The organism is Microbacterium sp. Z6_144 (genome assembly GCF_057197625.1).
Window position 1 is genome coordinate 2,219,982 of sequence record NZ_JBXVPT010000001.1, and the last position, 18,752, is coordinate 2,238,733.

The 18,752-nt window shown below is 71.1% G+C and carries 17 protein-coding genes; 6 read left to right on the top strand and 11 right to left on the bottom strand.

What is annotated here, in order from left to right:
• Positions 1–4: 4 nt before the first annotated feature.
• Together AC2DGY_RS10875 and AC2DGY_RS10880 are read right to left on the bottom strand one after the other, a co-directional pair.
• Positions 5–337, bottom strand: a complete 333-nt coding sequence (locus tag AC2DGY_RS10875; RefSeq protein WP_484509703.1) for a peptidase — start codon at positions 335–337, stop codon at positions 5–7.
• Entirely contained in the window at positions 334–1,587 is a 1,254-nt protein-coding gene (locus tag AC2DGY_RS10880) for an anion permease (RefSeq protein ID WP_484509704.1), read from the bottom strand. The genes AC2DGY_RS10875 and AC2DGY_RS10880 overlap by 4 nt, the downstream gene beginning before the upstream one ends.
• A gap of 175 nt (positions 1,588–1,762) precedes the next feature.
• On the opposite strand from AC2DGY_RS10880, the gene AC2DGY_RS10885 reads away from it, so the two are divergent.
• The 3 genes from AC2DGY_RS10885 to AC2DGY_RS10895 all read left to right on the top strand — a co-directional run bounded on the left by AC2DGY_RS10885 (position 1,763) and on the right by AC2DGY_RS10895 (position 5,147).
• Positions 1,763–3,880, top strand: coding sequence for a S9 family peptidase (locus AC2DGY_RS10885; RefSeq protein WP_484509705.1), 2,118 nt, complete (start codon positions 1,763–1,765; stop codon positions 3,878–3,880).
• Positions 3,881–4,234: 354 nt separating this feature from the next.
• On the top strand, positions 4,235–4,669 hold the full coding sequence (locus tag AC2DGY_RS10890) for a hypothetical protein (RefSeq protein ID WP_484509706.1): 435 nt from the start codon (positions 4,235–4,237) through the stop codon (positions 4,667–4,669).
• The gene (locus tag AC2DGY_RS10895; RefSeq protein ID WP_484509707.1) at positions 4,635–5,147 is read left to right on the top strand and encodes a hypothetical protein; all 513 of its coding nucleotides are present in this window, start codon (positions 4,635–4,637) and stop codon (positions 5,145–5,147) included. The genes AC2DGY_RS10890 and AC2DGY_RS10895 overlap by 35 nt, the downstream gene beginning before the upstream one ends.
• A 511-nt stretch (positions 5,148–5,658) precedes the next feature.
• Here the strand turns inward: AC2DGY_RS10895 and AC2DGY_RS10900 are convergent.
• From AC2DGY_RS10900 to AC2DGY_RS10910, 3 genes are all read right to left on the bottom strand, one after another.
• Positions 5,659–6,687, bottom strand: coding sequence for a 6-phosphofructokinase (locus tag AC2DGY_RS10900; RefSeq protein WP_484509708.1), 1,029 nt, complete (start codon positions 6,685–6,687; stop codon positions 5,659–5,661).
• A 98-nt stretch (positions 6,688–6,785) separates the two neighbouring features.
• On the bottom strand, positions 6,786–8,945 hold the full coding sequence (locus tag AC2DGY_RS10905) for a DEAD/DEAH box helicase (RefSeq protein ID WP_484509709.1): 2,160 nt from the start codon (positions 8,943–8,945) through the stop codon (positions 6,786–6,788).
• Positions 8,946–9,175: 230 nt separating this feature from the next.
• A complete protein-coding gene (locus AC2DGY_RS10910) occupies positions 9,176–11,572 on the bottom strand; it encodes a heavy metal translocating P-type ATPase (protein ID WP_484509710.1) in 2,397 nt (798 codons plus the stop codon).
• A 77-nt stretch (positions 11,573–11,649) separates the two neighbouring features.
• Here AC2DGY_RS10910 and AC2DGY_RS10915 point away from each other — a divergent pair, with 77 nt between their 5' ends.
• On the top strand, positions 11,650–13,011 hold the full coding sequence (locus tag AC2DGY_RS10915; protein ID WP_484509711.1) for an MFS transporter: 1,362 nt from the start codon (positions 11,650–11,652) through the stop codon (positions 13,009–13,011).
• Positions 13,012–13,020: 9 nt separating this feature from the next.
• Entirely contained in the window at positions 13,021–13,737 is a 717-nt protein-coding gene (deoC, locus tag AC2DGY_RS10920) for a deoxyribose-phosphate aldolase (RefSeq protein ID WP_484509712.1), read from the top strand.
• Here deoC and AC2DGY_RS10925 read toward each other — a convergent pair.
• Genes AC2DGY_RS10925 through AC2DGY_RS10945 form a run of 5 tightly spaced genes read right to left on the bottom strand, consistent with a single transcriptional unit; the run spans position 13,731 to position 17,119 of the window.
• The gene (locus AC2DGY_RS10925) at positions 13,731–14,711 is read right to left on the bottom strand and encodes a bifunctional riboflavin kinase/FAD synthetase (protein WP_484509713.1); all 981 of its coding nucleotides are present in this window, start codon (positions 14,709–14,711) and stop codon (positions 13,731–13,733) included. The two genes, deoC and AC2DGY_RS10925, sit on opposite strands and share 7 nt — an antisense overlap.
• Entirely contained in the window at positions 14,708–15,139 is a 432-nt protein-coding gene (locus AC2DGY_RS10930; RefSeq protein ID WP_484509714.1) for a hypothetical protein, read from the bottom strand. Before AC2DGY_RS10930 ends, AC2DGY_RS10925 begins: the two co-directional genes overlap by 4 nt.
• A 44-nt stretch (positions 15,140–15,183) precedes the next feature.
• Entirely contained in the window at positions 15,184–15,552 is a 369-nt protein-coding gene (locus AC2DGY_RS10935) for a hypothetical protein (RefSeq protein WP_484509715.1), read from the bottom strand.
• Positions 15,549–16,445 carry a tRNA pseudouridine(55) synthase TruB gene (gene truB / locus AC2DGY_RS10940; RefSeq protein ID WP_484509716.1) on the bottom strand — a complete coding sequence of 299 codons (897 nt, stop codon included), beginning with the start codon at positions 16,443–16,445 and terminating at the stop codon, positions 15,549–15,551. Before truB ends, AC2DGY_RS10935 begins: the two co-directional genes overlap by 4 nt.
• Positions 16,445–17,119: a nucleoside/nucleotide kinase family protein gene (locus tag AC2DGY_RS10945; protein ID WP_484509717.1), complete on the bottom strand. Its 675-nt coding sequence runs from the start codon at positions 17,117–17,119 to the stop codon at positions 16,445–16,447. Before AC2DGY_RS10945 ends, truB begins: the two co-directional genes overlap by 1 nt.
• A 95-nt stretch (positions 17,120–17,214) precedes the next feature.
• Between AC2DGY_RS10945 and AC2DGY_RS10950 the strand changes: the two genes are divergently transcribed.
• Positions 17,215–18,081, top strand: coding sequence for an HhH-GPD family protein (locus tag AC2DGY_RS10950; protein WP_484509718.1), 867 nt, complete (start codon positions 17,215–17,217; stop codon positions 18,079–18,081).
• Positions 18,082–18,106: 25 nt separating this feature from the next.
• On the opposite strand, the gene rbfA is transcribed toward AC2DGY_RS10950, so the two are convergent.
• Positions 18,107–18,634, bottom strand: coding sequence for a 30S ribosome-binding factor RbfA (rbfA, locus tag AC2DGY_RS10955; protein WP_484509719.1), 528 nt, complete (start codon positions 18,632–18,634; stop codon positions 18,107–18,109).
• Between the last annotated feature and the right edge of the window lie 118 nt (positions 18,635–18,752).

Below are 18,752 nucleotides of genomic sequence, written 5' to 3' on the forward strand. Positions count from 1 at the left end.
ACCCTCAGCGTCCGAGGACGATGAGGAGGATGCCGCCCAGCACGGCGAGCCCGCACACGACGAAGCATCCGTATGCCGCGGCCAGCGCGATCCGCTTCTGGGTGGCGCTGAGCGGGCTCTTCCTCGCGGCCTTGGCCGCCGCCTTCGCCGCGCGGCGGCGCTGCTTCTCGGTGACGACGGCGATCGCGTCCGTGAACTCCGCCGGCGCCACGACGGGCACTCGCCCGGCCCGTACCAGCATCCGCAGCCCCAGGGCGTAGAAGCTCACGACGATCAGCGCGCCCACGAGCGCCACGACGAACACCTGGACGAATGCGAGCCAGTCGATCGCGATCACGGGCGCGTCCCCTCGTCGGTGTCGGAGGAGTGGCGGGATGCGGCGGCGCTGTCCGCGTCGGCGAGCCGGCGCTGACGGCGGGTGGGCGGCGGGTTGCGCGTGACCTTCACCGCGCGGCCGGAGCCGGCCACTTCGCTCATCGCGTTGGCAGAGGTGACCTGGTTGCGGCGGGAACGCCAGAACATGCCCAGCACCACGACGACGGCGAGAACCGCGTCCAGGGCGATTCCCCACGGTCCGAGCCACACGACCAGCAGGGCCGCGAGCGCCCCCACGCCGCCGGCTGCCGGCAGGGTGAGCAGCCACCCCACCATGATCCGGCCGACGGTGCGCCAGCGGACGACCGAACCGCGTCGCCCCAGTCCGGAGCCGATCACCGAGCCGGACGCCACCTGCGTGGTCGACAGGGCGAACCCGAGGGCGCTGGAGGCGAGGATCGTCGACGCGGTCGAGGTCTCCGCCGCGAAGCCCTGCGCAGGCTTGACGTCGGTGAGGCCCTTCCCGAGCGTGCGGATGATGCGCCATCCGCCCATGTACGTGCCCAGGGCGATCGTGACCGCGCACGCCACGACCACCCACAACTGCGGCTCGTGCCGATCGGCCGACTGCCACCCGACCGTGATCAAGGCGAGCGTGATGACGCCCATGGTCTTCTGCGCGTCGTTGGTGCCGTGCGCCAACGCCACGAGGCTGGAGGTGAAGATCTGCCCCCAGCGGAACCCGTCGCGCCCATCGGGCCTGGAGTCGTACCTGCGCGTGACGGCATAGGCGATCTTGGTCACCGTGAAGGCGATGATGCCGGCTGTCAGGGGGGCGATCACCGCCGGGAGGATGACCTTGGACATCACGACCCCGAAGTCGATGGCCATGGCACCCACCCCCACCAGCGTGGCGCCGATGAGTCCGCCGAACAGGGCGTGCGAGGAGCTGGAAGGAAGCCCCAGCAGCCACGTGAGCATGTTCCACGTGATGGCGCCGATCAGCCCGGCGAAGATGATCGCGGGGAAGATGGCGGCGGATATCTGGTCCTCCCGCACGATCCCGCCGGAGATGGTCCTGGCCACCTCGGTGGACAGGAACGCTCCGACGAGGTTCAGCACGGCCGCCAGTAGCACCGCGACCCGGGGCTTGAGGGCGCCCGTCGCGATGGGGGTGGCCATCGCGTTCGCGGTGTCGTGGAATCCGTTGGTGAAGTCGAAGAACAGCGCCAGCACAATGACCAGCACGATGACGAGAGTTGCGGTCTCCACCGTTCGCTTTCCGTGAGGGGATGGGTGGCCGCCGGGGCGGCCGTGTGACGAACGAACAGTTCACCGTCGAGTCGTGTCCCGTTCACCGGGCACCGCAGAATCCTGACACCCTCGCCTGCCCGGGTCAAACTTGCCTCCCCGGCTCCCTCCCGTCACACTCCACTAGCGTGGAAGCGTGACCGACACCGCAGCACCCCCGACCGCGCCGCAGGCGGACCGCAAGCCGGTGGCCCGCACCCACCACGGCGACACGTTCGACGACCCGTACGAGTGGCTGCGGGAGAAGGACGACCCCGCGGTGATCGCTCACCTCGAGGCCGAGAACGCCTTCACGGCGGCGCGCACCGCCGACCTGCAGAGCCTCCGCGAACGGATCTTCGCGGAGATCAAGGGCCGCACCCTCGAGACCGACCTGTCGGTGCCGACCCGTCGCGGGCACTGGTGGTATTACGGCCGCACCGCAGAGGGCAGCGAGTACGGCATCCAATGCCGGGCTCCGATCTCCGCACCCGATGACTGGACGCCGCCCGACCTCTCCCCCGGCGTCGCCGTCCCCGGCGAACAGATCCTGCTCGACGGCAACGTCGAGGCGGAGGGCCACGACTTCTTCTCGCTGGGGAGCTTCGAAGTCTCCGCCGACGGCGACCGGATGCTGTACGGCGTCGACGCGGCCGGAGACGAGAGGTACACGCTGCGGGTCCGCGACCTGACCACGGGCGACAACCTCTCCGACGAGATCCCGGGAACGTTCGCCGGCGCGAGCTTCTCCCCCGACGGCCGGTTCATCGTCTACACGACCATGGATGACGCGTGGCGGCCCGACACCGTCTGGGTGCACGAAATCGGCACCGCCGTGGCCGACGACCTGAAGCTGTTCACGGAGCCGGACGAGCGCTACTGGGTGGGCGCCGGTTTCACGCGCAGCGACCGATACCTCGTGATCGAGGTCGGGTCCTCCATCACCAGCGAGGAGTGGCTCGTCGATGCCGAGGATCTGCGCGCCGAGCCGCGCGTGATCTGGCCTCGCCGCGAGGGCGTGGAGTATTCCGCATCCCATGCCATCGTCGACGGCGAGGACGTGCTGTACGTCCTGCACAACGACGGCGCGTTGGACTTCGAGCTGGTCCGCGTCGCCGCATCCGACCCCCAGGGTGAGCGCTCGGTGGTGCTCGCGCACGAGCCGGGACGGCGTCTGCTCGACATCGACACGTTCCGCGACTGGGGCGTCACCGCCTACCGCCGGGAGGGCATCGCCCGGGTGGCGCTCCTGGATTACGCCGACGGGTCGCTGGACGAACTCGAGTTCGGCGAGCCCCTGTACAGCGTGGGCACCGCGGGGAATCCCGAGTGGGCCCCGCCGCTGCTGCGTCTCGGGTACGGGTCGTTCGTGACGCCGGGGACCGTCTATGACTACGCGATCGCCACGGGTGAGCTGCTGCTGCGCAAGCGCCAGCCCGTGCTCGGCGGCTACGACCCCGACGACTACGCGCAGGCGCGCGTGTGGGCGACGGCGCAGGACGGCACACAGGTGCCGATCTCGGTCGTGTGGAAGCGGTCCTTCGGCGAGGCGGGGGCGGCGCCCCGCCCCGTGCACCTGTACGGCTACGGCTCGTACGAGCACTCGATCGACCCGGGATTCTCGGTGGCACGACTGTCGGAGCTGGACCGCGGCGTGATCTTCGCCGTGGCGCACGTGCGCGGCGGCGGGGAGCTCGGCCGCCAGTGGTACGAGGACGGCAAGCTGCAGTCCAAGCGCAATACGTTCACCGACTTCGTCGACTGCGCCCGCCACCTCATCGACGCCGGCTACACCACCGCGGACCGGATGGTCGCCGAGGGCGGGAGCGCGGGCGGCCTGCTGATGGGCGCCGTCGCCAACCTCGCTCCCGAGCTGTTCGCCGGAATCCTGGCCGACGTGCCGTTCGTGGACGCGCTGACGACGATCCTCGACCCGTCGCTGCCGCTCACGGTCATCGAATGGGACGAGTGGGGCGATCCCCTGCACGACCCCGACGTCTACGCGTACATGAAGTCGTACTCGCCGTACGAGAACGTCCGCGAGGGGGTGCGGTACCCCCGCATCCTGGCCGTCACGTCTCTCAACGACACGCGGGTCCTCTACGTCGAGCCGGCCAAGTGGGTCGCGCGCCTCCGCGAGGTGGGAGCCGATGCGCTGCTGAAGTGCGAGATGGTCGCCGGCCACGGCGGAGTGAGCGGCCGGTACAACGCCTGGCGCGAGCGCGCCTTCGAGCTCGCGTGGCTCCTGGACGTGCTCGCCCTCGCCGACGACTGACCCCGCGCCCCTCCCCGTCCCCCTCCGCCCTTTCCCTCTGCCCCTGCGCCCCTCCCTCCGCCGCCTCCATGGCGCGTGTCTCACTATCCGCCGTGCGTGTCTCACTTTCCGCCGTGCGTGTCTCACCTTCTGCAAGGCGAGGGGGCAGACCTTGCGGATGGTGAGACATGGGCTGTCCTCCCAAGTGGGGCGGGCGGTGGGGTTATCCCCCGGTAGCGCGTGGAGAGGTGGGGGCCAGACCTTGCGGATGGTGAGACATGAGGTGTCCTCCCCATGTGGGGCGGGCGGTGGGGTTATCCCCCGGTAGCGCGTGGAGGGGTGGAACGAAGCGCGTCGAGCGGAAGGCTGACGGGCGTGCCGAGACGCCGCGCCCTCCCCGAATCCCTCCCCCCGACCTTCAGCGTGCGGGAGGCGGTTCACCTCGGCGCCTCTCCGCACTCCCTACGTCGCGTCGACCTCCGCGCGCCCTACCCCGGCGTGCGAGCATCCGGCCCCCCGCCGGTGGAACTGGTCGGGCGGTGCGACGAGTATGCGCCGCGCCTGACCCGCGGCCAGTTCTTCAGCCACGAGACGGCGCTCGTTCTCCTCGGCCTACCGGCGCCGGGCTATCCGTACCGCCCCGCCGTGCACGTCGCGACACACCGACCTGCCTATCCGCCGCGCGTGGCGGGGGTGCGGGCGCACCGCCTGCAATGCGCGACGACGCCTGCCTCGTCGATGCACGGGGGTGGCCCGTGGAGCATCCGGTGCGGGCATGCGGCAGACCGGCACTCTCTGGCGGCTGGATGACCTCATCGCAGCCGCGGACTTCCTCGTCTCCGGCGACCGGCCCCTGGCCACCGTCGGAGAGCTCCGGGAGGAGGTGGCCGCGATGGGCGATGTGCGCCGCGGCGTGCTGACCCGCGCGCTCGCCGAGGTACGCGTTGGTCCGCGATCGCCGAGAGAAACCTCGCTCCGCCTCCTGCTGGTACGTGCCGGCCTTCCCGAACCCGAGATCAACTGGGTGCTCCGCGACGCGCATGGTCGAGCGGTGGCTGAGCTGGACCTTGCTTATCCGCGGTGGCGGGTGGGACCCGAGTACGACGGCAGAGTGCACGCGGAGGACGATCGCCAGTTCGCCAGGGATGCCGACAGGTGGGCGGCGATCCGCCGCGAGGGCTGGGACCATGTCCGCATCCTCACACACCACATGCGGGGGGACGGACGCGGCGCCGTGACACTCGTGCGCGAGGCCCTGGAGCGGGCGGGATGGCGCGGCCCCCACTGACCCGCGTGGTCCTGCCGCCTCGCCCGTCCCCTCTCCCTGCCTCCTCGCCCTGCCTCCTCATCCTGCCCTCTCCCGGTAGCCCCCCACCCACCCCACCGGCGCCCGCCCGTGTCTCAATTCCGGCAAATGCGACGCCTCCGGCTTGCAGAAGCTGAGACATGGATCGCTGAGGCTGAGACATGCAGGGACCAGGCACAGGACTGCAGAGGGCGCGATCGCGCAAGGCGGGCGGGATGGCGCGGCCCCCCTGCCTCCTCGCCCTGCCGCCTCGCCCTGCTCCTCGCCCTGCCGCCTCGCCCTGCTCCTCTCCCGGTCGCCCCCCGCCCACCCCACCGGCGCCCACCCGTGTCTCAATTCCGGCAAATGCGACGCCTCTGGCTTGCAGAAGCTGAGACATGGATCGCTGAGGCTGAGACATGCAGCGACCGGGCACCGGACTGCAGGCAGGGTGGGCGCACGCACGGCGGGTTGGGCAGGCGCGACCGCGCACGGCAGGACCGCGGAAGGCGGGTCAGCCGAAGAGAGCGGCGGCTTCCTCGTAGCGGTAGTACGGAACGGAGTTGAGTTCGCCCAGAGCGTCGGCGAACGGCACGCGGACGATGTCGGTGCCGCGCATCGCGACCATCTGCCCCCAGTCCTCGTCCATGAGGGCATCAGCGGCGTGCAGGCCCAGGCGCGTGGCGAGCACACGGTCGAAGGCCGACGGCGAGCCGCCGCGCTGGATGTGGCCGAGCACCGTGGAGCGGGTCTCGATGCCCGTGATCCGCTCGATCTCCGGCGCAAGGATCTCGCTGATCCCGCCCAGGCGCGGGCGGTTGAACGCATCCAGGCCCTTGTCGCTGTACGCGTGATCCATGCCCTTCAGCGTGAACCCCTCCGACACGACCACCAGCGGCGCGCGGCCGCGGTCGTGGGCGCGCGAGACCTGCGCGCAGATCTCCTCGATCGACATGGGGACCTCGGGGATGCAGATGACGTGAGCACCGGCGGCGATGCCCGCATGCAGGGCGATCCAGCCGACGTGGCGGCCCATGACCTCGGCGACCATGCAGCGCTGGTGCGAGTCGCCGGTGGTGCGGAGGCGGTCCATCGCGTCCGTGGCGATGTTCACGGCCGTGTCGAAACCGAACGAGTAGTCGGTGGCGCGGAGGTCGTTGTCGATCGTCTTGGGCACGCCCAGCACGTTGATGCCGTCCTTGGACAACCGGTCAGCCGCGGCGAGGGTGCCTTCGCCGCCGATCGCGACGACGCCGTCGATGCGGTGGCCGTACAGGGTCTTGGCGATGTTCTCCGCTCCCCCGCGCGGTCCCTCATAGGGGTTGGTCCGGCTGGTGCCGAGGATGGTGCCGCCCACTTTGGACAGGCCCTTCACCTCATGGCGGGTCAGCGGGAAGAAGTCCGCGTCGACGACGCCGCGCCATCCATCGCGGATGCCGACGAATTCGATGTCGTACGTCGTCGTGCCCTTGAGCACCGCGCCGCGGATGACGGCGTTCAAGCCGGGGCAGTCCCCGCCGCTCGTCAGGATGCCGATCTTCATAGCTGTGGTCCTCGCTGTGTCGGATGAAGGGGCCGGCGACGCTGCCACCCCGACCCTAGCGCGGTGTCATGCAGACCTGCCATACGCCCCGGCGAGCGTCAGTCGCCCCCGAGAGCCTGCCGCAGCAGGTGGGTGAGGGCGCTGAGCTGCACCGAGTCGCTCGAGGTCGCGTCCATCGCCACGCCGTCGAGCGCCCGCAGGGCGAGCCCCTGCTTGGAGTCGATGAGCTCGGCGATCTTCGTGTCGATCGTGTGCGCAGCGATGATCCGCCATGCGGTGACCGGCTCGTCCTGGCCGATGCGGTGCACGCGGTCGATGGCCTGCGTCTGCTCGGCGGCGGTCCAGCTGAGCTCGGCGAGCACGACGTTGGAGGCGGCCTGCATGTTCACGCCGACGCCGGCCGCGGTGAGGGAGCACACCGCGATCCCCACGCCGGGGTCGTTGTTGAACGCGTCGATGGCGGCCTGACGCGCGGGCGTGGACTGGTCGCCGCGGAGGGAGACCGTGCGCACCCCGGATGCCGCGAAGTGGGCTTCCGCAGCATCCATGACGTCGATGTGCTTGGCGAAGAACACCACCTTGCCCACCGAGCGCTGCAGCTGCACGGTGTAGTCGGCGGCCAGGTGCGCCTTGGCCTTGCCGATGCGGCGGACCATCGTGAACACGTTCTCCGACCCCGACCCTGCGGCCTTGGACTCGTCGAGCTCGTTCTGCGCGACCAGGCGCACGATGTCGTGATCGATCTCGCCCGCAGGCAGACCCCTGTCTCCGCGGGCGTCGACGATACGGCGGTACTTGGCCGCGAGCCGGTCGGCGAGCTCGCGCTCGGCGCGTCGGATCGAGCGACCCTCCTCGTCGTCGAGCTCGACGGGCAGGTCGGCGACGAGCTTGTCGGGCAGGTCGGCGGCGACGTCCTTCTTCTTGCGGCGCACGATGCCCATCGAGATGACCGCGTCGCGCGCCTGCGGATAGAACGCCTTGTCAGCGGGGGTGAGCCCCGTCGAGTCGAGCTTCTCCATCAGGTCCGGTCCGGGCTTCTCCCCGTTCGTCCAGCCGAGGAAGCGCCAGATGGCGTCGAAGTCCTCGACATCGTTGATGAGCGGTGTTCCCGTCAGCGCAAGCAGGAGCGGGTCACGCACCTGCTCGCGGATGCGGGTCGCCAGAGCCAGCACGTTCTGCGAGCGCTGCGATGTGAGGTTCTTGATGAAGTGCGCCTCGTCGACGACCATGCCCTTCAGGCCGATCGAGCTGAGCCACGACAGGTGCCGGTCGAGGATCTCGTAGTTGACGATGAACACGTCCGCGAAGGCGTCCATGTCCTCGCCGTCGCCCGTGATCACCGTGGCGCGGCGCTGCGGGGTCCATCGGTGCACCTCGCGCGCCCAGTTCATCTTCACCACGTTCGGAACGACCGCCAGCAGCGGGTAGGCGTCGGCGACGGATGCCGCCAGCACCGACTCGGCCGTCTTGCCGAGGCCCGGCTCGTCGGCCAGGAGGAACGTCCGGTGTCCCTCGCGGACGGCTTCGAGGAACCGCGACTGGTGCGGCATGACGTCCAGGCCCTTGGGCGAGAGGCGGTCGTACTCGGGAACCTCGGGAAGGTCCATGGATGCGGCCGAACCGCCGGCGCCCGTCTCGAACGCCTTGTAGAGGGGTCCCATGAGTTCCCAGCCGTCCAAGCGGCGCCGGGGCGTCGTCTGCGCGGGCCGCGCCGTCAGATCGGGCGCGAGGAACGGATGGGCCATCTTGCGCGCTTCGACCGCCGCGGGGAAGACCTGGCGTTCGGCCAGCGCGGCCGGGACGACCTGGGCCGTGGGGGGTGCCACGTCGGTGATGATGAGCTCATCGGGGGGCAGCTCTGCTCCCGACTCCAGGAGCCAGTCACGACGCATCCGCCGGGCGACAGGCGAGGCCGCCTGGTCGCCCTCGAGCAGCTGGATGAGCGACGTGTCGCGCGCAGCCGTCTTGGCGAGGATCGTGGCGACGCCGTCGAGGCGCTTCAGCAGCTCGGCGCGGGTCGCATCGGTCAGCTCGGTATCAGCCTTCACCCGTGCGCGCTCCTCGCGGACGAGGAAGGCGATCACCTGGAATTTCACCCGGTTGGTGGGGCCGAGCTTGCCGCGCTGAGCCTTCGCCTCGACCTCGCGCACCTTGCGCGCGAGGATCGGGATGAGAGGGGCCTCGTCGTCGCGGCGGGCGGACGAGGACTTCCTGCGCTTCTGGCCAGAGCCGGAAGCGGCGGTCGCCGTGGTCGGCATGCTCCTCCTGAGCGTGTCATCCGGTTCTCGACGTCATCGACGGCTGATCCGGTGGGTCTGCGGTCCCGGGGGGCGGCGCGAGCCGTGACTCCCGCGGGGCGGTTCCCCCACCCGGTCGCATGCGCCCGCTTCAGCGGGCTGCGTCGTCGGGCCGTGGGGCTCCGCCATATAGTCTAGCGCTTCGAGCGCATACTCAGCGTCCGAGTGCGGCGAGGCGCCGGATGCCGGCGTCAGCGGGCGCGTCGCAGCCGGAGGCTGTTGAGCACCACGAAGACGCTCGAGAACGCCATCGCCGCCCCCGCGATCATGGGGTTCAGCAGGCCCAGAGCCGCCAGGGGGAGCGCTGCGACGTTGTACGCGAACGCCCAGAACAGATTCTCCCGGATGACTCGCATGGTCCTCCGGCTGAGGCGGACCGCGGTCAGGATTCCACGCGGGTCGCTGCGGATGAGGGTGACATCGCTCGCGTGCATGGCCGCGTCGGTGCCCCCGCCCATCGCGATGCCCAGGTCTGCCGTGGCAAGGGCCGCCGCGTCGTTGACACCGTCGCCGACCATCGCCACCGTGCGCCCCTCGGCGCGCAGGCGCTCGAGCACCGCGACCTTCTCCTCCGGCGTCGCACCGGCCGACACCGACGCGATGCCCAGCTCGCCCGCGACGGCGGCGGCGACGCGGGGGTTGTCGCCCGTGAGCAACTGCACGTCCAGCCCGGCGTCCCGGAGTCCCCGGACCGTCTCGGCACTTTCTGGACGCAGGGCGTCGGCGACGATGAAGACGGCTCGTGCGCGGAGCGTCCCGGCGTCGTCGGCCCAGCCGGTGACGACGACGGTGCCCCGCTCCTCCCCTTCACGGACCGCGGCATCCAGGTCGGCCGGGAGGTCGGCACCCAGGTCACGGGCGAATCCGACACGCCCCGCGAATGCCGCACGGCCGTCGACCAGACCGGTGACGCCGGCGCCGGCGGCGGAGCGGAAGTCGTCCACGTCCGCATCGGCGGCCGAGGCCGAGGCGACCGCCTGGGCGACGGGATGCTCCGAGCGACGCTCGAGCGCGGCCGCCACGCGGCGCGCCTCGAGGTCGTCGCCGGGCTCGGCGATGACGTCGATCAGGGTCATGCGGCCGGTCGTGAGCGTGCCGGTCTTGTCGAGGACGATCGTGTCGATGCGCTGGGCGGACTCGAGAGCCTCGGGGCCCGTGATCAGTACGCCCAGCTGCGCGCCGCGCCCGGTGCCGACGAGGATTGCGATCGGGGTCGCCAGTCCCAGGGCGCAGGGGCACGCGATGATCAGGACGGCTACCGCGGCGGTGAAGCCGGCTGCCGGGGATGCGCCCGCCACCATCCAGCCCACCAGGGTCAGGACGGCCAAGCCGATGACGACGGGGACGAACACCGCCGACACACGATCGGCGAGGCGCTGCACGCGGCTCTTGCCGGTCTGGGCCTGTTCGACCAGGCGCGCGATGTGCGCCAGTCGCGTGTCTTCGCCGACGGAGGTCGCGCGCACGACGAGGCGTCCGTCGACGGCGATGGTGCCACCGGTCACGGTCGCACCGGTGGTCACCTCCGAGGGGACGGATTCGCCCGTGAGCATGCTCTCGTCCACGGCGGCCGAGCCGGCCACGACCACGCCGTCGGCAGCGATCGTGCCGCCGGGGCGGACCACGAACCTGTCCTCCACCCGGAGCTGCTCGACAGGGATGCTCGCGCCGCTTTCGAGCTCCACGTCGCGCGCACCGAGGTCGAGCAGGGCGCGCAGCGCCGAACCGGCGCGGCGCTTGGACCGCTGCTCGATGAAGCGCCCGAGCAGCAGGAACACCGTCACGGCCGCGGCGACTTCGAAATACACCAGCGCGGTGGCGTCGTGCACGGGCCCGAACAGGACGACCTCGTGCTGGATGCCGATCCGCCCGGCCGACCCGAAGAACAGCGCCCACACGCTCCAGAGGAAGGCCGCGAACGTTCCGAGCGTGATCAGGGTGTCCATCGTCGCCGCGCCATGGCGGGCGTTGGCAATGGTGGCCCGGTGGAACGGCCAGCCGCCCCACAGCACGATCGGCGCCGTCAGGACGAGCGACACCCACTGCCACCCCGGGAACTGCCACGCAGGGACCATGCCGAGGGCGACGACGGGCAGCGCCAGCGCGAGGGAGACCAGCAGGCGCGTCCGGAGAGTGGCGGTGCCGAGGCGATCTTCCACGTCGTGGTCATGACCCCCTGCAGCCGAGTCGTGACCGGCGTGATCGTGACCGGCCGAGTCGTGACCGGCGTGATCGTGGCCGGCCGAGTCGTGACCCGCGTGATCCTGACCGGCGTGATCGTGGGAATCCCGATCGTGGCCCGCGCCACCCGCGGGCGCCTCGCGGCGGCGAACGGGGGTCCGGGTGCGGACGCGGGCGTCGTAGCCGGCCTCCCGCACCGCCCGCACGAGCCGCGCGCTGTCGACGTCGTCGGGGAAGCTCACGCGCGCCGACTCGGTGGCCAGATTGACCGTCGCCTCCACGCCATCCACTGCCCGCAGCCGCTTCTCCACGCGCGTGACGCAGCTCGCGCAGGTCATCCCCGTGATGTCGAGGGTCGCCTCACGGCGTGCCTCCCCCGCTGCCGCGTGCTCCGTGTGCGTCGACATTCTGCCTCCTGCCTCGACAACAGAATACCCCCCTGGGGTATTTCGAGCCAGTCGGCATCCGGTCGTAGGGTGGTGCCATGACGGAGCCGATGACCCGGGACCAGCGGCTGGTCCTGTGGATCGCCATCCTCGGGTCGTTCGTCTCCTTCCTGGACGGAACCGTCGTCACGGTCGCTCTTCCGGCCATCCAGGAAGACCTGGGCGGGGGGCTCACCACCCAGCAGTGGGTCGTGGACGCCTACCTCGTCACCCTCGGCGCACTCATCCTGGTGGCCGGCTCGCTGAGCGACGTCCTCGGCCGGCTCCGGGTGCTCACCATCGGCGTGATCGGATTCGGTGTCACCTCGATCGCGGTCGCCGCGGCAGCCACCCCCGAGTTCCTCATCGCCGCCCGAGCCCTCCAGGGCGTGGCCGGCGCGCTCCTGGTGCCGAGTTCGCTGGCGCTGATCACGGCGAACTTCCGGGATGCCGCGCAGGCACGCGCGATCGGCATCTGGACGGCTGCGACCACCGGCGCCATGATCGCCGGCCCGGTTCTCGGCGGGCTCTTCGTCGACCTGCTGTCGTGGCGCCTCGTGTTCCTCATCAACGTCGCGCCACTGGCCGTCACCCTCTGGCTCATGGTGCGCCTCGGCCACCGCGATTCCCGCCGCCCCGGCGCCACGGTCGACCTCCTGGGGGCAGCGCTGTGCACCATCGGGCTGGGAGCGAGCGTCTTCGCGCTCATCGAGCAGCCGACCCTGGGGTGGGCCTCCCCCCTGATCTGGGGCACGATGACGGTCGGACTGGCGTCGTTCGCGGGTTTCCTCGTGCGCCAGCGGTTCGCCCGGCAGCCGATGATGCCGCTGAGCCTCTTCCGCGTGCGGAACTTCTGGACAGGCAACCTCGCGACCGGGTTCGTGTACGCCGCGCTGTCGCTGAACGGGTTCGTCCTGGGTGTGTACCTCCAGCAGGGCGCCGGTCTCCCCGCGACGCTCGCCGGCTTGGCAACCCTTCCCGTCACCGTCCTGATGATCGCATTCAGCTCTCGCGTCGGCGCCCTAGCCGGGCGGCGGGGTTCCCGCGCGTTCATGACGGCCGGGCCGCTGGTCATGGCCGCGGGGGCGCTCCTGCTCCTGAGCGTGTCGGAGGACTTCTCCTACTGGTGGCAGGTACTGCCGAGCGTGCTGATGTTCGGGATCGGGCTCACCCTGACCGTGGCGCCTCTCACGGCGACGGTCCTCGGCTCCATCGATGCGAGCCGCTCGGGCATCGCCTCAGCGGTCAACAACGCGGTCTCGCGCGTGGCCGGGCTCATCGTGATCGCCCTGCTGTCCACGATCGTCGGCGGGTCGCTGGACCTCGCGGGGTTCCATCGCGCGGCGATCGTCACAGCGACGCTCCTCGCTGCCGGCGGCGTGGTGTCGTTCCTCGGAATCCGCAATCGGGTCCGCGCCTAGGCTGGAGGCATGTCCCGCATCACCGAACGCGAGCTCGCCGCGACGATCGACCACGCCATCCTCAAGCCCGAACTCACCCGCGCACAGGTCGATGCCGACCTCGACGTCGCTGCCGAGTGGGGGGTGTTCAGCGTCTGCGTACGCCCCTCCGACATCTCGCACGCCGTGCGCCGATTGGATGGGACCGGGGTGGCCGTCGGCACGGTCATCGGGTTCCCGCACGGCACCACGTCGACCGCCGCGAAGGTGGCCGAAGCGACCCAGGCCCTCGCCGATGGCGCGAGCGAAGTCGACATGGTCGTGAACATCGGGTACCTGCGGTCGCGGTTCGACGCCGAGGTCGTGGCCGACATCCAGGCGGTGGTGGATGCGGCGGCCGGACGCGTCACGAAGGTGATCCTGGAGACCTCGTACCTCGACGACGAGCAGATCGCCCGCGGCAGCCGGCTGGCCGAGGCCGGCGGAGCGGCGTTCGTGAAGACCTCGACCGGGTTCGGCGGGGGCGGGGCGAGCGTGGAGCACGTGCGGCTCATGCGCGCCAGTGTCGGGCCCGACGTGCAGGTGAAGGCGTCCGGGGGCGTGCGGGGCCTCGACACCGCGCTGGCCATGCTCGAGGCGGGGGCGACCCGATTGGGCACCAGCGCGAGCGCGACCATCCTGGGAGAACTGCGGGCCATCGAGACCGGCACGGGTGCGACGGGCGCGCGCGATGACTCGTCCTACTGACCGCTGCGTTCCTGCGACTCGCTGAGGACGCTGCGCACCCGATCGACGTCGTCCGCCATCTGGTCCTTGAGCGCGTCGATGCCCTCGAACGCGACCATTCCGCGGATGCGGGCGACGAACCTCACCTCGACGCGGTGACCGTAGAGGTCCAGGTCGGTCTCGTCGAGGACGTAGGCCTCCACCTGGCGCACGGGCACGTCGCCGAAGGTCGGATTGACCCCGACGCTGATGGCTGCGGCGTACCGGGTGCCGGGCCGGAGCCCCGCCTGCGACCTCTCATCGATCAGCCAGCCGGCGTACACCCCGTCGGCGGGAACGAACCCTTCCAGTTCGGGCGACAGGTTGGCGGTGGGGTAGCCCAGCTCGCGCCCCCGCTTGAGCCCGTGCACGACCTCGCCCCACACCGACGGCGCGCGTCCCAGGAGTTTCGCCGCCCGCTCGACGTCGCCATGGCCGAGGAGTTCGCGGATCCACGTCGAGGACACGCGACGATCGTCGTCGATGGCGCGGACGTCGTCGACGACGTCGACGACGAAGCCGTACTCGCGCGCCATCTCGCGGAGGAGGTCGGGGTCACCCGCGCCGCCGCGACCGAAGCGGAAGTCCTGGCCCACGAGTACCGTGCGCACGCCCAGCGCCCGGACCAGCACATGGCGGACGAATTCCTCCGCGGTCAGCTCGGCCAGCGCCTCGTCGAAGGTGAGCAGCAGCGTCGCGTCGACGCCGGCGCGCTCGAGGAGGTCGAGCTTCTGGTGCACGCCGATGAGGTCGGCAGGGCTCTGCTCGGGTCGTAGCAGCCGCAGCGGGTTGCGATCGAAGGTGACGGCGACCACGCGCGCGCCGGTCGCGGCGTCCACCCGGGCCCGGTCGATCACCGCGCGGTGCCCGGCGTGCACGCCGTCGAACTTGCCGATGGCGACGACCGACGGGCCGAAGCCGGCGGGGATCTCAGCCGGATCGCGGAAGACGATCACGACGCCACCGCCACCGGAGCGGGCGCCGGAGCACGGTGCGCGGCGAGCCACCACAGCCCGAGGAAGGGGAGGATGAGCGGAACGAAGAGGTACCCGTTGCCGTACAGCGACCACACGGTGGGGTCCTGGAAGAGCTCGGGCAGCAGGAGACTGAGGGTTCCCACGACGAGCACGCCGGCGAGTTCGAAGACGATCGCCGCCCACGCCACCGCATACCAGGGGCGCCGCCCGGCGAACATGAGCGCCAGGGTCGCGAGGATGTAGACGGCCGCGCTGACGGCCGACAGGGTGTACGCCAGCGGCGCCTCGTCGAAGCGCTCCACGATCTGAACGAACGAGCGGCCGGTGGCCGCGAGCGCCATGACCAGGTAGACGATCACGAGGACCCTGCCGATGCCGGTCATCCGGCGAGGTGTGCGAGTTGCCATGACCTGTCAATCCTAGGCCGCACCACCGGGCTCTCCGGTCGCGCTCACGCCACCTGGATGGTCCAGATCACCTGCATGCGCCACACCATCACGGCCACGGCGAGGGCCGCGACACCGAGGATGACCGTGCTCCAGCGGCTCCGCTCGACCAGCGCCCACGCGACACCGACCGGCGGGAGGAGGGCGGCCGAGACGAGGTAGACCCAGAATTCGAGGAGGCTTCCCGTGGGGAGATTACCGGCGAAGGGTGCGACGACGGCCGTGACGATCTGCCCGATGAGCAGAACCTCCACGAGCGCGAGCCCGCCCACGGTGACATCCCCGGGCCGGCGGCCGGCCAGGCCCGCGACCACGGCGATCACGCCGGCCGCGCACGCGACGACGACCTGCACCAGGGTGAACCACAGGATCATGGGCGCGGTTCCTCGGGCATGTTCATGGCGCTCTTCACGTCCGCACCGCGCGGCTCGACGATGCCCACGAGTGCGCCGTCGGGGCCGAGAGCCGCCGCCCGCGGACCGGGCAGGCGGTCGGCGGCGCCGGGGAGGCGTTTGCCGTGGCGAAGGTCACGGGCCTCGTCGACGCTCACCGGCATGGAGCCGAGGACCGCCGTGGCCGCCTCGGCCGGCGACAGCATCCGGTCGGGGTCCAGGGACTCCAGGTCGGTCGCGTGGGCGAGGAGGAAGGGACCGACGCGTTCGCGCCGGAGCGCGGTGAGATGACCGCCGACTCCGAGCGTCGCGCCCAGGTCGCGGGCCAGCGCGCGGATGTAGGTGCCGCTGGAGCAGTCCACGACGACGTCGAGGTCGATGTGGTCGGGAGCGCGGCGCACGGCGCGCACGTCGAAGCGCGACACCGTCACGGCGCGGGCGGCCAGTTCCACGTCGATGCCGTCACGGGCGAGGTCGTACGCGCGTCTGCCGCCCACCTTGATCGCCGACACGCGGCTGGGGACCTGGGAGATCCGACCGGTGAGGGTGGCGATACCGTGCGCGATGGCGGAGTCGTCCACGGCGGCGACGGCGGCAGCATCCGCCCGTGCCAGCGTGGCGCCGTCGGCGTCGTCACTGTCGGTGCTCTCACCGAGCCGGATCGTCGCGGCATAGGTCTTGTCGGCCCCCACGACGAAAGTGAGCAGACGGGTGGCGCCCTCCACGCCCAGCACGAGGAGCCCGGTCGCCATCGGGTCGAGCGTTCCGGCGTGCCCGACCTTCCGCGTGCCCAGTGCCCGCCGGGCTCGCGCGACCACATCGTGACTGGTGATCCCCGCGGGTTTGTCGACGAGGAGGAATCCGCTCGATGCCATCAGCAGAAGTCCCCGAAGATCCGCACGGGTGCGGCGAGGTCGGAGTTCTCCACGGTCGCCGACGCTGCTCTTCGAGGATCGGCCTCACGTAGATACAGTTCCTGGCCCCTCCGGTAGGGGGCGTTCGCGGGGGCCTCCGGGTCGGGGTCGCTCCCATCGCGCAGCGCCATCCGGGCGAAGGCCACCGGGAAGGGCACCTCGAGCCACACCGACCAGTCCCACAGTCCGCGCAGCTCGGGGCGGTGCAGGAAGACACCGTCGATGATCAGGACGGCGTCGCGGGGGGCGGTGACCCAGTCCGATTCCACCGGGATGTCGCGGGCGACGTCGAACGCCGACAGCTGGAAGCCGGTGCTGCCACCGGTGCGGAACGGGTCGATGAGGACGCGGCGGAAGGTCGCATAATCGAAGGAGTCTCGGTAGTACCCCTCGGGCGAGGTGCGACCGCGTGCGTACCGGTCGCTGCGCGGACGGTGGAATCCGTCGATGGACGCGCGGAAGACCGCTCCCCCGTCTTCGGCGAACACCTCGGCGAGAGAATCTGCGAGGACGGTCTTGCCCGCACCGTCGACCCCGTCCACGGCGACGATGACCCGCCCGGCAGGATAGTGCTGACGCACCTCATCGCGTAGTCCGCGCAGGAGGGCGATCGCCGGGGTGGTGGGAAGCCGCACCCTCCCAGCGTACGGGGCCGCTCCGCCGGTGAGCGCCGCGCATCGGCGCCGGCGCACGCCGCACCCGGGGTCTGACCGCGACCTAGGCTGATCGGGTGCAGGATCTCACCGCCCCGCTCGCCCGTTGGTACGCGGGCGCGGCGCGTGACCTGCCGTGGCGACGGCCGGGATTCGGACCGTGGGGCACGTTGGTGAGCGAGTTCATGCTGCAGCAGACACCCGTGGCCCGCGTCATCCCGCAGCTGGAGGCCTGGCTGACACGATGGCCGACGCCCAGCGCACTTGCCGAGGACCCGCCGGCCGAGGCGGTGCGCCAGTGGGCGAACCTGGGGTATCCCCGCCGCGCGCTGTGGTTGCACCGAGCGGCGGTGGAGATCCGCGACCGCCACGACGGGATCGTGCCCCGCGACGTCGACACGCTCCTGGCTCTTTCGGGCATCGGGGACTACACCGCGCGGGCCGTGGCGGTCTTCGCCTATGGCGACCGGCATCCGGTCGTCGACACCAACACGCGCCGTGTGCTCGCGCGGGCTCTGGACGGCCGCGCTCAGCCCGGCCCGCCCTCGCGCCGGGACCTCGCCCGCATGAGCGGGCTGCTGCCCGACGACGTCGCCGAATCGGCGGTCGTCAACGCAGCGGCGATGGAGCTCGGAGCCACGATCTGCACGGCACGGTCACCGCGCTGCGATGCCTGCCCGATCGCGCCGGCATGCGCGTGGCGCGCAGCGGGCTACCCGCCTTCCGAAGATCGACGGCGCCGGCAGGCCCGTTACGTGGGCAGCGACCGACACGCGCGCGGCGCGGTGCTCAAGTCGCTGCGGGATGCGGCGCCGTCGCCGCTCCGCCTCGACGACGTGCTCAGGGAGTGGCCCGACGCGCAGCAGCGCGACCGGGCGATCGACTCGCTCATCGCGGACGGGCTCGCGGAGGCCTCAGAAGACCTCCTGCGCCTCCCCCGGTGACGACCGGGAAGCCCCGGCCCTCCGGTCAGCGGTCGTCGTCGACCGCCGCCGCTTCGTCGCCCGCGCCGGTGTCGTCCGCCTCGGCGTCGTCATCGGACTCGTCGTCCTCATCCGCCTCGTCCGGGTCTGACGCCTGATCCTTGGGCTTGACGTACGGGTCGGCGTCCCCGGCGTAGTTGCCGCTGGCAGCCAGGGCCGCGACGGCCTCGTCCCGCTCGCGGGCCTCGCGGAGGAGGGCAGCGATGTGGTCGGCGTTCTCGGGTATGGCGTCGAGGAAGAACTCCAGCGAGGGCGTCAGCCGGGTGTTGAGATGCTTGCCCACCTCGGAGCGCAGCATCCCCGTCGCGGACTTCAGGGCTGCGGCCGTGTCGGCGCGCAACGCCTCATCGCCCATCACGGTGTAGAACACGGAGGCGTGCTGGAGGTCGCCCGTCACCTTGACGTCGGTGATCGTGACGAAGCCGAGGCGCGGGTCGCGCAGCCCCTTCTCGAGCCGCTCGGCGAGCACCACGCGGATGCGGTCGGCGACTCGTGCCTGTCGTTCGGATGCCATGTCTTCTACTCTCTCTCACACCGTGATGGTGTTTCGTGCCACGTTCGCTGTGGGTGATTTCTGCGCCCGGGGAGGACTCGGATGTTCCGCCGGAGCGATCGGGGTAGGGGCCCCTCTC

Bases quoted from the DNA above. Each gene is read 5' to 3' on its own strand.
- AC2DGY_RS10895 (WP_484509707.1), top strand. From the start codon at position 4,635: ATGCGGCAGACCGGCACTCTCTGGCGGCTGGATGACCTCATCGCAGCC.
- AC2DGY_RS10900 (WP_484509708.1), bottom strand. From the start codon at position 6,687: ATGAAGATCGGCATCCTGACGAGCGGCGGGGACTGCCCCGGCTTGAAC.
- AC2DGY_RS10905 (WP_484509709.1), bottom strand. From the start codon at position 8,945: ATGCCGACCACGGCGACCGCCGCTTCCGGCTCTGGCCAGAAGCGCAGG.
- AC2DGY_RS10910 (WP_484509710.1), bottom strand. From the start codon at position 11,572: ATGTCGACGCACACGGAGCACGCGGCAGCGGGGGAGGCACGCCGTGAG.
- AC2DGY_RS10915 (WP_484509711.1), top strand. From the start codon at position 11,650: ATGACGGAGCCGATGACCCGGGACCAGCGGCTGGTCCTGTGGATCGCC.
- deoC (WP_484509712.1), top strand. From the start codon at position 13,021: ATGTCCCGCATCACCGAACGCGAGCTCGCCGCGACGATCGACCACGCC.
- AC2DGY_RS10930 (WP_484509714.1), bottom strand. From the start codon at position 15,139: ATGGCAACTCGCACACCTCGCCGGATGACCGGCATCGGCAGGGTCCTC.
- AC2DGY_RS10935 (WP_484509715.1), bottom strand. From the start codon at position 15,552: ATGATCCTGTGGTTCACCCTGGTGCAGGTCGTCGTCGCGTGCGCGGCC.
- truB (WP_484509716.1), bottom strand. From the start codon at position 16,445: ATGGCATCGAGCGGATTCCTCCTCGTCGACAAACCCGCGGGGATCACC.
- rbfA (WP_484509719.1), bottom strand. From the start codon at position 18,634: ATGGCATCCGAACGACAGGCACGAGTCGCCGACCGCATCCGCGTGGTG.